Origin of the sequence: Muricauda brasiliensis (assembly GCF_003057865.1) — a bacterium.
Lineage (GTDB): Bacteria > Bacteroidota > Bacteroidia > Flavobacteriales > Flavobacteriaceae > Flagellimonas > Flagellimonas chongwuensis.
Window position 1 is genome coordinate 44,818 of the sequence record NZ_QBTW01000022.1, and the last position, 14,231, is coordinate 59,048.

16 protein-coding genes are annotated in these 14,231 nt (G+C 40.8%); 13 read left to right on the forward strand and 3 right to left on the reverse strand.

What is annotated here, in order from left to right:
* The 5 genes from DCK90_RS15665 to DCK90_RS15685 all read left to right on the forward strand — a co-directional run bounded on the left by DCK90_RS15665 (position 1) and on the right by DCK90_RS15685 (position 5,730).
* Positions 1 to 975, forward strand: coding sequence for a D-alanine--D-alanine ligase (locus DCK90_RS15665; RefSeq protein WP_108247151.1), 975 nt, complete (start codon positions 1 to 3; stop codon positions 973 to 975).
* Positions 976 to 1,008: 33 nt separating this feature from the next.
* Positions 1,009 to 1,464 (forward strand): pantetheine-phosphate adenylyltransferase, encoded by a 456-nt coding sequence (coaD, locus tag DCK90_RS15670; protein WP_108247152.1) that lies wholly within the window; start codon positions 1,009 to 1,011, stop codon positions 1,462 to 1,464.
* A gap of 197 nt (positions 1,465 to 1,661) precedes the next feature.
* Positions 1,662 to 3,488 (forward strand): PAS domain-containing sensor histidine kinase, encoded by a 1,827-nt coding sequence (locus DCK90_RS15675; protein ID WP_108247153.1) that lies wholly within the window; start codon positions 1,662 to 1,664, stop codon positions 3,486 to 3,488.
* Entirely contained in the window at positions 3,475 to 3,888 is a 414-nt protein-coding gene (locus DCK90_RS15680) for a response regulator (RefSeq protein WP_229418504.1), read from the forward strand. Before DCK90_RS15675 ends, DCK90_RS15680 begins: the two co-directional genes overlap by 14 nt.
* Before the next feature lie 69 nt (positions 3,889 to 3,957).
* A complete protein-coding gene (locus DCK90_RS15685) occupies positions 3,958 to 5,730 on the forward strand; it encodes a M14 family metallopeptidase (RefSeq protein WP_108247155.1) in 1,773 nt (590 codons plus the stop codon).
* On the opposite strand, the gene DCK90_RS15690 is transcribed toward DCK90_RS15685, so the two are convergent.
* Positions 5,723 to 6,322, reverse strand: coding sequence for an NUDIX hydrolase (locus DCK90_RS15690; protein WP_108247156.1), 600 nt, complete (start codon positions 6,320 to 6,322; stop codon positions 5,723 to 5,725). The genes DCK90_RS15685 and DCK90_RS15690 overlap by 8 nt on opposite strands.
* A gap of 7 nt (positions 6,323 to 6,329) precedes the next feature.
* On the opposite strand from DCK90_RS15690, the gene pyrE reads away from it, so the two are divergent.
* Positions 6,330 to 6,971, forward strand: coding sequence for an orotate phosphoribosyltransferase (gene pyrE / locus DCK90_RS15695; protein ID WP_108247157.1), 642 nt, complete (start codon positions 6,330 to 6,332; stop codon positions 6,969 to 6,971).
* Between the two features lie 6 nt (positions 6,972 to 6,977).
* Positions 6,978 to 7,376 (forward strand): orotate phosphoribosyltransferase, encoded by a 399-nt coding sequence (locus tag DCK90_RS15700; RefSeq protein WP_108247158.1) that lies wholly within the window; start codon positions 6,978 to 6,980, stop codon positions 7,374 to 7,376.
* On the opposite strand, the gene DCK90_RS15705 is transcribed toward DCK90_RS15700, so the two are convergent.
* Positions 7,370 to 8,113: a biotin--[acetyl-CoA-carboxylase] ligase gene (locus DCK90_RS15705; RefSeq protein ID WP_108247159.1), complete on the reverse strand. Its 744-nt coding sequence runs from the start codon at positions 8,111 to 8,113 to the stop codon at positions 7,370 to 7,372. The genes DCK90_RS15700 and DCK90_RS15705 overlap by 7 nt on opposite strands.
* An 82-nt stretch (positions 8,114 to 8,195) precedes the next feature.
* On the opposite strand from DCK90_RS15705, the gene rsfS reads away from it, so the two are divergent.
* The 6 genes from rsfS (at position 8,196) to DCK90_RS15735 (ending at position 12,930) form a co-directional block, all read left to right on the forward strand.
* The gene (rsfS, locus tag DCK90_RS15710; protein WP_108247160.1) at positions 8,196 to 8,573 is read left to right on the forward strand and encodes a ribosome silencing factor; all 378 of its coding nucleotides are present in this window, start codon (positions 8,196 to 8,198) and stop codon (positions 8,571 to 8,573) included.
* 6 nt (positions 8,574 to 8,579) lie between these two features.
* Entirely contained in the window at positions 8,580 to 10,529 is a 1,950-nt protein-coding gene (ftsH, locus tag DCK90_RS15715) for an ATP-dependent zinc metalloprotease FtsH (RefSeq protein WP_108247161.1), read from the forward strand.
* A gap of 65 nt (positions 10,530 to 10,594) precedes the next feature.
* Positions 10,595 to 11,203, forward strand: coding sequence for an LUD domain-containing protein (locus tag DCK90_RS15720; protein ID WP_108247162.1), 609 nt, complete (start codon positions 10,595 to 10,597; stop codon positions 11,201 to 11,203).
* A 12-nt stretch (positions 11,204 to 11,215) separates the two neighbouring features.
* Positions 11,216 to 12,019, forward strand: a complete 804-nt coding sequence (locus DCK90_RS15725; RefSeq protein ID WP_108247163.1) for a phosphatidate cytidylyltransferase — start codon at positions 11,216 to 11,218, stop codon at positions 12,017 to 12,019.
* Positions 12,009 to 12,674, forward strand: a complete 666-nt coding sequence (locus DCK90_RS15730) for a phosphatidylserine decarboxylase family protein (RefSeq protein WP_108247164.1) — start codon at positions 12,009 to 12,011, stop codon at positions 12,672 to 12,674. Before DCK90_RS15725 ends, DCK90_RS15730 begins: the two co-directional genes overlap by 11 nt.
* Entirely contained in the window at positions 12,667 to 12,930 is a 264-nt protein-coding gene (locus tag DCK90_RS15735) for an acyl-CoA-binding protein (RefSeq protein WP_108247165.1), read from the forward strand. Before DCK90_RS15730 ends, DCK90_RS15735 begins: the two co-directional genes overlap by 8 nt.
* On the opposite strand, the gene DCK90_RS15740 is transcribed toward DCK90_RS15735, so the two are convergent.
* A complete protein-coding gene (locus DCK90_RS15740) occupies positions 12,927 to 14,195 on the reverse strand; it encodes a sterol desaturase family protein (protein ID WP_108247166.1) in 1,269 nt (422 codons plus the stop codon). The two genes, DCK90_RS15735 and DCK90_RS15740, sit on opposite strands and share 4 nt — an antisense overlap.
* Positions 14,196 to 14,231: the final 36 nt, after the last annotated feature.

A 14,231-nucleotide genomic window follows, 5' to 3' on the forward strand; every position in this document is an offset into this window, starting at 1 on the left:
ATGAAAAAGAACATTGCCATCATCATGGGCGGCTATTCCAGTGAGTACAATATTTCCATCAAAAGTGGAAACGTGGTGCACAAATATTTGGACAGGGAAAAATACAACCCTTACCGAATTGTCATCACTAAAGATAAGTGGTATTATCTGGATGAACTGGAGCAGGAGCACCTTGTAGAAAGGTCAGATTTTAGTGTTGAGATACATGGCAAAAAGATTCAATTTGATTGCGTTTTCAATGCGATTCATGGAACCCCAGGGGAAGATGGACTTATGCAGGCATATTTTGACCTTCTTGGACTACCGCATACCTCTTGCAATCATTATGAAGCCGCGTTGACTTTTAATAAGAGAGATTTATTGAGTGCATTAAAGCCCTACAATGTCCCTTGTGCCACTTCCTACTTTTTAAACAAGGGCCAAAGCATTGATGAAGACGCCATTGTGAATAAAGTAGGCCTACCTTGTTTTGTAAAAGCGAACCGAGCAGGCAGCAGTTATGGGGTCTCAAAGGTATATGACAAGGAAGCATTGATAGATGCCATTGAAAGTGCGTTTAAGGAAGATTCACAGATCATTATAGAGTCCTTTTTGGATGGTACGGAAGTTTCGGTCGGGGTGATTACTTTCAATAACGAAGTAAAGGTCCTCCCTGCCACCGAAATTATCTCGGAGAACGATTTTTTTGATTTTGAGGCCAAATACCTGGGCAAATCACAAGAGATCACGCCTGCAAGGATTTCGGAAAAGCAGGAATCCAATGTAAGGCAACTTGCCGAATTTATATATAAGACCCTCGGACTTAAAGGATACACAAGGAGCGAATTCATTTTTATCGGTGATGAGCCGCACCTGCTCGAAATAAACACCACCCCGGGCCTAACCGAGGAAAGTCTTCTACCGCAGCAGGCAAATACGGCAGGAATTAGCTTAGGAGAGCTATTTGATAGCGCCATTGTTGAAGCTTTGCGATAGAAACCGTATTTTTAAGAAACTTTAAACCACAACATGAGACGCGCATTGTTCCCCGGTTCCTTTGACCCACTTACTTTAGGGCATTACGATATAATTAAAAGAGGCGTTACCCTTTTTGATGAATTGGTCATCGCCATAGGAATAAATGCCGATAAAAATTACATGTTCACTTTAGAAGAAAGGGTAAAATTTATTGAGGAAGCATTTAAGGACGAACCAAAAATAAAAGTTACCACCTACAAGGGGATGACGGTGGACTTTTGCAAAAAAATAGAGGCTTCATTTATTCTTAGAGGACTACGTAATCCAGCAGATTTCGAGTTTGAAAAAGCTATAGCCCACACCAACCGAAAGCTCTCCGAAATTGAAACGGTATTTCTATTGACATCCTCAGGAAAATCTTACATCAGCTCATCAATAGTTAGAGATGTAATCAGAAATGGAGGGGATTACACAGGTCTGGTGCCAGAGACCGTTGTAGTAAAATAACCGTCTCCTTTCCGTTCATCGAATATAGTTTGTAAGTAAATTCTTTCTTTCTATATTTATAGAAACCATGGCCAACCCTTTGGATACAACATTAATGATTGCTTTCGCAACATAATGTGTATTGTATCGACCAAATAATTATAGCTTAGTCGGAAATTTCTGAGCAAGCAGTAACGTTTTTTAAACAACCCCGAGTTTTGAAAGCAGTAAGAAGAGTTGACCAATTTTACTTATTGAAACAGTTGCCAAAGGCGACAGCACTTCTGTGCAAAAAAGGTATTTTGGTAGATGCTTCCTCTTCTTGGCTAGATATCTTCGGATTACCTCCACAGAACAACGACCACCAAATCAAGGTTTTTCCATTATATGCAGACATTCCTGATCTCAAAAAAAAATTAAAGGAAAATAAATCCTTCTCCCTTAGGCACAAAATATCAAACCATAACGGCACTGGCCATTTCAAAAGTTATTTCGCTCCTTGGTTCGACGAGAAAGAAAACGTAATCGGAACCATAATCCAAACCGACAACATTACGGCCGAAGTGGAAAAAGAGCAACAAGTAGAGTGGTTGCAGAACATTTTGGAGACCAAGGTAGAAGTATCCAAAACAGGTTGGTGGGAATTTGAAACTGCAACGCAAAAACTCACATGGTGCCAGGAAACCAAACGTATCCATCAAGTTCCAGATTGTTTTGAGCCTACCACAGTGGAGGCCATTGAATTTTATAAACCGGGCTACAGCAGAAACAAGGTTTCAATGCTCTTTCACAAAGCAATAGAAAACCAGCAATCCTACGACACCAATTTGATGATCATAACATTTAACGGTGAAGAACGATGGGTCAGGGTCACCGGTAAACCTTATGTAGAAAACGGTAATACCATTAAGGTTTTTGGAACAATACGAGATATTCATGACGAGGTGATGGCCGAAAACAAGGTTAAGGAGCACCAACAATTGCTCAGCACACTTGTTGATAGCTTACCGTTGAACGTTTATGTGAAAGACCTTGAATCCAGAAAAGTACTGATCAACAAAGGAGAGTCAAATTATATCAACAAGAGTAAGGAGGAAATCATCGGCAAAAATGATTTCGACTTATATAACGAGGATACGGCAAAAATATCCAGGGAAGAGGATATACAGGTCATGAAGCACCTCACCCCTATTATTGGCAAAGAGACGGCTATTACCCATAATAGCAAAACAACCCATTTTCTAACCTCCAAAATACCATATTTTGATCTGGATGGTAAAGTGTGTGGTCTTATTGGCATGAGCTTGGATATATCCTCCATCAAAAAGAAGGAATGCGAATTGCGAGATCTTATCAAAATAACCTCGATGCAGAATCAAAAATTAATTGGTTTTGCCCATATTGTATCCCATAACCTACGATCACACTCCGCTAACTTTTCTATGCTCTTGGAGTTTTTAAAGTCAGAAAACGACCCGACGGAGAGGGAAAGAATCACCAAAATGCTCTCGCAAGCATCTGACAATTTACTGGAGACCTTGGAAAACCTTAATCAAGTGGTAGATGTGAATACCAATACATCGGTTACCAAAAAACCATTGTTCCTCAAACACAACATTGTGAAGGTCTTACAGAATTTCTCCGCCTTTTTGAACAAGAACGATTCGCAGGTAATCAATCATGTAGCCGAAGATATAAAAGTAGAATGTGTACCTGCCTATCTGGACAGTATTATTCTGAACCTAATCTCCAACGCTGTAAAATATAGAAGCCCCAACCGAAAACCATTGATCATAATCAATGCGGTAAAATCAAAAGAAGGTGTGCTGCTGAGCATATCCGACAATGGTATTGGGATTGATTTGGAAAAATACGGCGACAAAATTTTTGGCATGTACAAGACATTCCATAACAAAGAAGACTCCAAAGGCTTTGGTCTCTACCTTGTAAAAAACCAAATAGAAGCCATGGGCGGAAGTATAACAGTGCAAAGTGATGTTGATAGAGGCACTACATTTAATGTGTATTTTAATGAAGAAAGTTAGTTGTATTTTTATAGTGGACGATGATCCCATAACAGTATTTGGTATAAAAAAAATGCTTAAGTCCGTTACCAAATGTGACGATGTCCAAATATTTCAGAATGGGAAAGAAGCCTATGATGCACTGTTGGAAAGGCATAAATCCAATAAAACAATTCCCGATGTTATATTTCTGGACATCAACATGCCCATTATGGATGGATGGGACTTCTTGGACGAACTTATTACCTTAGACTTAAAAGAGCATATCATCATTAACATGATCACTTCTTCCATAGACCCACTGGACCATCAAAAATGGAGCAATTTTAAGGACAGGTGCCCGTACATACTCAATTTTAAGAACAAGCCCATTTTCAAAATCGAGGCAACCGATCTTGGATTAATGGATATGGCCTCCTAATTATAATATTCTGTATTTTTGGCACTGATAAGCACAACATTAAGTGCAACTTAAAGTTCCCAAAGTATTTTGAAACATTTATTTTTTTTAGCGGCCGTATTCCTTTTGATATCCTGTGAGTCCGAAACACAAGGAGAAAAATCCTCGTACCAAACACATTACGAAGCTTCGGGTGGCTTAGAAACTGCAACATACAGGCAAACCATTGATTATTACATGGGCCTTGCACGCGAATTTCCGCAGATAAACATACACACCACAGGAAAAACAGATAGTGGAATCCCGCTGCATACCGTAACCTTTAATCCGGATGGGGATTTTAATTATGAAAATATCCGCAAGGAAAAATCCATCATCTTAATAAACAATGGCATACACCCCGGGGAAAGTGATGGCATTGATGCCACAATGATGCTATACCGTGATCTGGCGACGGGCAAACTAAAAATGCCGGAGAACACCGTACTGGTAACCATACCCATATATAACGTTGGGGGGGCGCTGAACAGAAATTCCACAACCAGGGCAAACCAGAACGGCCCCTTGGAGTATGGTTTCAGGGGCAACGCACGTAACTACGACCTTAACAGGGATTTCATTAAAATGGATACCGAAAATGCCCGGACCTTCGCCCAAATATTCCATATGGTAAAACCAGATGTCTTTATAGACAACCATGTGAGCAATGGGGCCGATTACCAGTACACTTTGACCCACCTTTTCACCCAGCATAACAAGCTAGGTGGCGAAATGGGGGAATATCTTCACAGAACCCTAATGCCAAATCTTGAAAATTCGTTGGCCGAAAAAGAATGGGACATTACGCCTTATGTAAATGTTTTCAACGTGCCGCCCGAGATGGGCTTCAGTCAATTTATGGATCATCCAAGATATTCCACAGGCTATACCACCCTTTGGAGCACCTTGGGACTCATGGTGGAAACACACATGCTAAAACCCTATAAACAACGTGTGGAAGGCACTTACGCCCTAATGCAAAGTTTGATAGAGGTAGTAGAGAAAGAGCACTACAAAATTAAAACATTACGAAAAGAGACCTTGGAAAAGAATCTTGAACTTTCTGAGTATTATTTCAACTGGCAAGTGGACACCACCAAAACCAGCGTCCTTGACTTTAAGGGATTTGAGGCCGAACAACTTACCAGTGAAGTTACTGGACTTCCACGATTGAAATACAACAGAGACAAACCATTTACCAAACAGACTATCTATCAGGATTATTTTTATCCAGTGGATACAGTAACAGTTCCTGCAGCCTATATTGTCAAGAAAAGCTGGAAACGAGTGATAGAGCGATTGGATGCCAATAAAATTCGATATTCGGCTATCAAAAAAGACACCACACTTTTGGTGGAGGGCTACACCATTGAAGATTACGACACACGAAATGCCCCTTACGAAGGACACTATCTCCATTCGAATACCAAAGTCACAAAGCATACTAAAAAAGTCCATTTTAGAGAAGGTGACCTATTGATACCTACCCGTCAGCCAGGCATAAGATATCTTATGGAAACTTTGGAACCACAAGGTGCCGATTCATTCTTTAATTGGAACTTTTTTGATAGCGTTTTACAGCGCAAGGAAGGTTTTTCCCCATACGTTTTTGAGGATGTGGCCATTAAAATGCTTCAACAGGATTCTTTGCTGCTACAAGAATTCGAGACCAAAAAAGAAGCCGAGCTCAACTTTGCCAATAACTGGTATGCACAACTCAATTGGATTTTTGAACGCTCCGAGCATTTTGAGGAAGCCTACATGACGTACCCGATATACCGAATTGCCAAAGGAAGTGAAGCAGCAGGCCTGATTCCTAATTAAAAGGCCAATCCTCGAACAATATCTTTATGTTATGGTAAGAGTTTTTTAAGGCCTTTTTGGTCTTTCGGGAACCTTTCCATTTTACCTTTTTGATGCCTTCGGACTTTTCTGGAGTTAATTTACCTGTATAATCCGTAGACATAATAAACCAGTGGGTTTGTTTTAACCTGTATTCCCCGTTCCTTTTAAAAATATGGTAGGTAGTCTGGAGAAACCTATCAATTACAAGGTCCTTCACGCCCGTTTCCTCTTCTACTTCGCGAATTGCAGCATTTTCAATAGATTCGCCCTTATCTACCTTGCCCTTGGGCAAATCCCATTTTCCGTTCCTGTAGATAAAAAGTACCTTGCCTTTTCTATTAATCACAAATCCTCCGCCAGCGACCACCACTGGAATCTTGTGCATAAATAGCTTCAGAATCTTCTTCTCATCAGGATGATATAGATATGCCTTTTGAACCTTTTTTTTGGACAAAAGCTTTATAGCTTCAACAATGGAATCACCATCCAATGAAAACAAATTTCCATTGGAATCTTGGGGGCGCTCGTTTGTTAAAATCAGTGGAGCCTCATTAACAAAAACTTCATACATTTGCGCAATGGTTTTAGATAAGCAAATCGCAAAAAAAACAGCTGAGCTGTTATTACAAATTAATGCAATTAAGTTGGAACCTGAAAATCCTTTTACATGGGCCTCAGGTTGGAAATCTCCTATTTATTGCGACAATAGAATAATGTTGTCCTACCCACAGGTTAGAAACTTTGTTCGCGAAGAAATTGCCAAGCAAGTAGAGAATCTTTACGGCAAGCCAGATGTGATTGCCGGAGTGGCCACAGGTGCCATTGGTATCGGTATCTTGGTAGCAGAAGCACTGGGACTGCCCTTTGTTTACGTAAGGCCAAAACCTAAAGAGCATGGCAGACAAAATCAAATTGAAGGATATTTTGAAGCTGGACAGAGTGTGGTTGTCATAGAGGATTTGATAAGCACTGGAAACAGTAGTCTCAATGCCGTACAGGCCCTCAAGGAGCAAAATGCCGATATAAAAGGAATGATCGCCATCTTCACGTATGGTTTTCCTGTATCTACCGAAAACTTTGAAAAAGAAGGGATTGAACTCCATACCCTATCGGATTACGAGCACCTGATCGAACAGGCTTCTGAAACCAATTACATCAAAGAATCACAATTAAAGACCCTTCTTGAGTGGAGATCCAATCCGCAAGAATGGAAACAATAATTTACTATGCACATTGAAGCCTCAAAAAAGAAAGTAGCCAAAAGCGACAAAGAAGTATTTGAGTTCTTGACCGACATCAAAAACTTTGAAACTTTAATGCCCGAAAACATAGACAAGTTTGAAGTGTTGGACGAGAACACCTTCAAATTCGCCCTAAAAGGTATGCCCGAAATTGTACTTAGGCTAAAAGAACAAAACCCGTATGATAAAGTGGTCCTGGGCGCTGCAAGTGACAAACTACCTTTTACCCTTACCGCCGACATTACATCGCTCGGAGACAATGAAAGTGAAGTAGCACTTAGTTTCGAGGGACAGTTCAATGCCATGATGGCCATGATGATCAAAGCACCCATCACCAACTTTATGGGTACATTATCTAACAACATGGACAAAATCGGTCAATAGAGCAAGGTCACCTCTTTTAAATCGAATTCTTTGAGAACCTGGTCTTCCAGTTCAATAATCAGTTTACCAGTTGGTGAAACCCTTCGGATAAAACCCATGAACCTATTTCCATGGGGGTTGCTAAATGTAGAAGGCTTATCCTTCCTAAAAAGCACCTGCTCATACGAAGGCAGAAGTTGTTTCGCTGTTTTAGATTCAATATCCCTCATATGATATCGGAGTCTGTGAAGCACCTCATATAAAAGCCCGTCCAAATCAAAATTGCGGCTCATAATCCGTTTTAACGAAGAAGCCTTTTCTAAATTTGTAAAATCAGTTTGGTTTACATTCAGGCCAATTCCAATAATTGATCGGTCCACATTGTCTCCTTTGAGCACATTTTCAATCAAAATGCCACAAATTTTCTTGGAACCTGACATAATGTCGTTGGGCCATTTTACCTTTACATCCGGTATGGAACGTTCTGCCAAAGTATCCACAACAGCCAAGGAAACGGCAATATTTAACACAAATTGATGTTTGACACTCAATGCATCAAATCTCCTCAACACACTAAACATAAGGTTTTTACCGCCCTCCGATTCCCACACAGTTCCCATTTGCCCTCTACCCTTTAACTGTCTTTCAGTAACAACAGCAGTATAATCGGGGGGATTTTCCGAACGCAACAAATCCTTTAAATATTGATTTGTGGAGTCCGTGGCATCAAGTTTGAGTATTTGAAAATGTTTTTCCAATATGACAAGCCTTTACGATTTGTTAAAAACTAGGGCTAAGAAAACAAAAAAAACATAACTTTGTAAAAACTAAACTTTTTGAATGCAGAAAAAGAAAGCTAGCGCAGATGAATTGATTGCCTTGATCCTAGAAGGAATAGAAGACGTTAAAGGAGTTGACATAAATCTACTGGACCTTAGGGAAATCGAAAATACAGTTTGCGACTACTTCATCATCTGTAACGGTACTTCCAACACACATGTTAACGCAATAGTATCCTCCGTCCAAAAAAAGGTAAGCAAGGCCATCCAAGACAAGCCATGGCATGTCGAAGGCTCCGAGAACGCCGAATGGGTGCTGATGGACTACGTAAACGTTGTGGTACATGTATTTCAAAAACACATTAGGGAATTTTACGACATTGAGGGACTTTGGGGAGATGCCAAAGTCACTATGGTGGAAAGCAGTTACAATTCTTAAGAAAAAATGGCAAAAGAAAACAACCCGAATAATGCTCCCAAAAAACCACGTTTTAGCTCGTGGTGGATATATGGTGTGGTAATCGCTTTGATTATTGGCTTCCAATTTTTTGGTGGAAGCAGTTTTTCAAGTACCGAAAAAACCACAACCTCCGAATTACAGGAATTTTTGCGCAATGGTGATATCTCCAAGATAGTCATAATCACGAATACCCGTCAGGCAAAGGTTTATCTAACCGAAGAAGCCCTGAAAAAGGACGTGCACAAAGGAGTGGCAGAAAAGCCCCTTCTTCCATCCAGTGGTCTGGTTCCTCAATATGTCTTGGATTACGGAGATTTACAGATTTTCCAGAATGAAATCACTGAAATAAAGAAAGAGAACAACTTGGACACCATAGTCGAGTTTGACACGGAGTCCAACGTGCTTGGAGAAATATTCCTGACCCTATTGCCATTTGCCTTGATCATAGGCATCTGGATTTACCTGATGCGCAGAATGTCAGGTGGTGCCGGCGGTGGCGCAGGAGGTCAGATTTTCAACATTGGAAAATCCAAGGCCAAATTGTTCGACGAAAAAACCGATACTCGCACTTCTTTTAAAGATGTAGCAGGTCTTGAAGGAGCTAAGGAAGAGGTTCAAGAAATTGTGGAATTCCTTAAGAATCCTGATAAATATACCTCTCTTGGGGGAAAAATTCCAAAGGGAGCCCTTTTAGTAGGACCTCCAGGAACAGGTAAGACCCTTTTGGCAAAAGCCGTGGCAGGTGAGGCAAAAGTACCTTTCTTCTCCCTATCCGGTTCCGACTTTGTGGAAATGTTCGTGGGGGTGGGAGCTTCTAGGGTTCGTGATTTGTTCAAACAAGCCAAGGACAAATCCCCAGCTATTATATTTATTGACGAAATCGACGCCATTGGACGTGCAAGGGGCAAGAACAACTTTACAGGTTCCAATGACGAACGTGAAAATACATTGAATCAGCTATTGACAGAAATGGACGGTTTCGGGACCAATACTAACGTAATCGTATTGGCCGCGACCAACCGTGCCGATGTACTGGACAAAGCTTTGATGCGTGCCGGACGTTTTGACCGCCAAATTTATGTTGACCTACCGGACCTCAACGAAAGAAAAGAAATTTTCGAAGTACACCTTCGCCCTATTAAAACAGCAGAAACTTTGGATTTGGACTTTTTGGCCAAGCAAACACCAGGTTTCTCGGGAGCGGATATTGCCAACGTTTGTAATGAAGCTGCACTTATTGCAGCCCGTAAAGAGAAAAAAGCTGTAAACAAGCAAGACTTCTTGGATGCGGTCGACAGAATTGTTGGTGGTCTTGAAAAGAAAAACAAAATCATCACTCCAGACGAAAAGAAAACAATCGCTTTCCACGAAGCTGGACACGCTACCGTAAGCTGGATGCTAGAGCATGCTGCACCTTTGGTAAAAGTAACCATTGTTCCAAGGGGACAATCGTTAGGTGCTGCTTGGTACTTACCAGAAGAGCGCTTAATTGTTCGACCAGAACAGATGTTGGACGAAATGTGTGCCACCATGGGAGGTAGGGCCGCTGAAAAAGTAATGTTCGATAGAATTTCTACCGGCGCCTTGAGCGATTTGGAAAAAGTAACCAAACAGGCCCGTGCCATGGTCACTATTTATGGATTGAACGACCAATTGGGGAACATTACCTATTACGATTCGTCAGGACAGAACGAATACGGTTTCACCAAACCATACAGCGAGGAAACCGCACAAAAAATTGATCAGGAAATATCCAAAATGATAGAAGAGCAGTATCAGCGGGCCATCAAATTGTTGCAGGAAAACAAGGACAAGCTTACTGAACTTGCCGAAAGACTTTTGGACAAAGAAGTTATCTTTAAGGACGATTTGGAAAAGATTTTCGGACAAAGACCTTTTGAAAAACAAGAGGAAAAATTAGAGCCTGCAGAATAAAATCATTCAAAAAATTCTAATCAAAGGAATTATATTGATTCAGTAGAAAAGAACACATGCCATAAATGGGAGTTTTTAAAAAGCTTTTCGGAGGAGGAAAAAAGGTTTCCAAGGAAACTGCGGAAACCCGTGGTGACCATATGCCCGATTTAAAGATTCCCGTGGATGAGAAATTCACCATTTACTTTAAGAAGAATGGTGGAAAGTTCATCTATTGCGAAGACTTTGCCGAGGTTTCCGAAGCACTTAAAAACATTATTTCGGAAAACGACTGGCAAAACCATCTGTTCTATTCCCTAGACCCGAGGTTGGAAACAAAGTTTGCTTCCGAAAAGCTTCAGTTTACCGATAATCGCAAGGAGAGCAATATTTTCTTTACCACCTGTGAGCATCTTGTGGCCCATAATGGTTCCATATTGGTATGTTCCAATCAAATTAAGGAAAAGAAATTGGACGAACTGCCATCCAATTTGGTAGTTTTTGCCACAACAAGCCAGTTGGTGGATTCCATAAGCGAGGCGCTCAAAATTATCAAGGAACGCTACCAAAAGAATATTCCTAACAATATTACCACATTAAAACACTTTCAGCCTACGGCGGAAAACAAAGATGATTTCCTTTCTTACGGAAGTGCCTCGAAAAATGTATATCTTTTGCTCCTAGAAGATTTCTAAGTATTATAGTACATGAGAGAGATTTTAAGACGCTCCATAACAGGAGTTATATATGTATTACTTCTGCTAGGTGCTGTTTTTCTAAGCTCGGATGCCTTCGACTTTTTATTTATGACCTTTGGGCTAGCATGCCTGTATGAATACAAGCGCATTGTAAACCTAAAGGGCTACCATATATTCATGGCCTATTTGGCACTTTGGTGGGTTTTTATATACCTTACCAATGACTCAACCGCCATAAACCTTCTAATGCTCTGTACAATCACGGTGGATATTGCATTGCTCATGTTCCTTTTCTCTAAAAGGCCCAAAAATTTTAGCACGTTCCAAAAATTTATCATTGGGTTATTTTACATCGGTGGAGGCTGCATTTTTTTGACCATGATTCCATATAAACATGATGATTTTGCTCAATTTCTTATCATGGGCATCTTTATTTTGATATGGGTAAATGATACTTTTGCCTATTTAACAGGGCGGGCTTTTGGACGAACTAAACTTTTTCCTTCAGTTTCTCCAAAAAAAACCATTGAAGGTTCTGTAGGAGGTCTTATTTTTGCACTAGTGGCCGCTTACTTTTTATCATGGTACGAAACAAGGTTATCGATTACCGAGTGGATGGCAATGGCCTGTTTAATAGTTGTAGCGGGGAGTTTGGGAGATTTATTGGAATCCAAGTTCAAACGAATGGTCGGGGTAAAGGACAGTGGAGCCATATTACCGGGACATGGTGGAATTTGGGACCGTTTGGATAGCCTAGTGTTCGCTGCGCCTTTTGCTTATTTGATTTTAAATATTTTCTCCTATGTTTCATAAAGAGGGTCAAAAAATTATCATCATCACTTTCTGTATCGTGGTGGCAGCCGTTCTGGCGGCGCATTACTACGTTAATCTAGAGTGGGCCCGGTTTTCGCTTCAGGTAGCCGCATTGATTTTTCTCATTGCCATTCTCCAGTTTTTTAGAAATCCCAAAAGACGTGTCACCCGCAGTTTTGATGAAATTCTGGCACCCGTGGATGGAAAGGTCGTGGTAATTGAAGAAGTGGATGAACCTGAATATTTCAAGGAAAAAAGAAAACAGGTATCCATATTCATGTCGCCCACCAATGTACACGTTACCAGATATCCCGCAAGTGGAACGGTAACGTACTCCAAATATCATCCCGGGAAATATTTGGTGGCCTGGCACCCAAAATCCAGTACGGAGAACGAACGTACCACCGTTATACTCCACACCCCAAAATTTGGTGAAATCGGCTACCGACAAATTGCTGGCGCCATGGCCCGTAGAATCGTAAACTACGCTGAGGAAGGCGAACAGGTAACCCAAGGCGAGGATGCAGGCTTCATAAAATTTGGGTCCCGCGTTGATTTGTTGCTTCCTTTGGATTGTGATATTACTGTTAAGCTCAATCAAAAAGTAGTTGGAGCGCACACTTGTATAGCCTCCGTAAGACCGTTGGATGATTAACGAGGACCTACATAAAAGATTCGAAGACGCCGTTAACTTTGTTAACGACTATACCGATCCTTTACCAGCTGACCTACTCTTAAAGCTCTACGCCTATTTCAAGATTGCCAACAAAAACTTTGACAATCCAGGAAGCAGGACACCCCTCATCAATGCCTTTAAAGCCAATGCCCTCTTCCAAGCCAAAAGAATAAGCAGAGAAGAAGCTATGGAGAAATATGTGGAATTGGTTGAGAAAGAGCTTAAAACACTCTAAGAAGCCAAATCTGGCGCAACAAACGACCTTTCAAAGTAGGTAAAGTAAATACCGCCAAAAATTGTTATCAAAAAATAAAGGGCAACCACATAGCTTCCCATGGAAAAGTTTGAATTGATTCCAAACCAATCGTTCGTAAAATAAATCAAGGTCAATCCACCTACTCCCCTGATCACCTCAATCCAAACTGCATAAATTTTACGGTCCATCAAAGTAGTGTAGCCATAGATTCCAACAAAAATAAAGGCTCCGAACAGCAGCAGACCGTCAAAACCGATTTCCGCATAGTTATAGAACATAAACAACATCAAAAAGGTGGTTATAATTAACTGAAAAAGCGAATATGCCTTGAGCGAGGATGATGCCTCGGGTTGATATTTTCGAAAATTATACACATTCTTGATTATAGAAATAGGATATTTTTCCTTGACATCTGCCGGGCGCCAGCCTGTGGGCATAAACCAAATCCTCAATTTGTCCCAATAATTTTTGGTCCGCCAAGCATCCTGTATTAATCGCCATAAATGTTGAAAATTTATAATGATAGGGTTCCAAGTGTTCGCAGGTTTCAGTACACCATATTGTGGTGGAACCTCATCCAGTTCCTCCTGAAAGGTTCCAAACATCCTATCCCACACGCAAAAAATCTGCCCAAGGTTTTTGTCGATATACTCCTTATTGATGGCATGGTGTACCCTATGCTGCGATGGTGTTACGATAACGTACTCCAAAAATCCCATTTTCCCAATATGCTGGGTATGGTACCAAAACTGCGCAAAAAGATGTATGGGCGCCAAAACCGCAATCACCTTGTGGGGCACACCCAAAAGCGCGGCCGGGATCAATAAAAGCGCATAATAGCCCAGTAAATTAGAAATAGGTTGCCGAAGTGCACAGGCCAAATTAAATTCCTCACTACTATGATGAATTACATGCTGGTTCCAAAAAAAGTTGATATGATGGCTCAACCGATGGTTCCAATACCCTGCAAAATCAAGAGCAATAAAGGCCACGATCCACACCAACCAGGTAGCCTTGACCTCGATAAGTGCCAAATGTTCCAGTAAAAAAGGATAACTGATCAAAATCAGCACCAATCCGAGAGAATCCTTCACCACATTAGTAAGACCAGAGCTAAGGCTGCTCACCGTATCCATAAGGTTATGTTTCTGATCTTTTACAAATCGGCCATATAGAATCTCGATCAACACCAGGCCGATAAAAAAAGGAGTGGCATATAACAATGCCGTTGCATATGATTCCATATCAAGAAAAATTTAAAATTTTGCTCGATGCAAGAA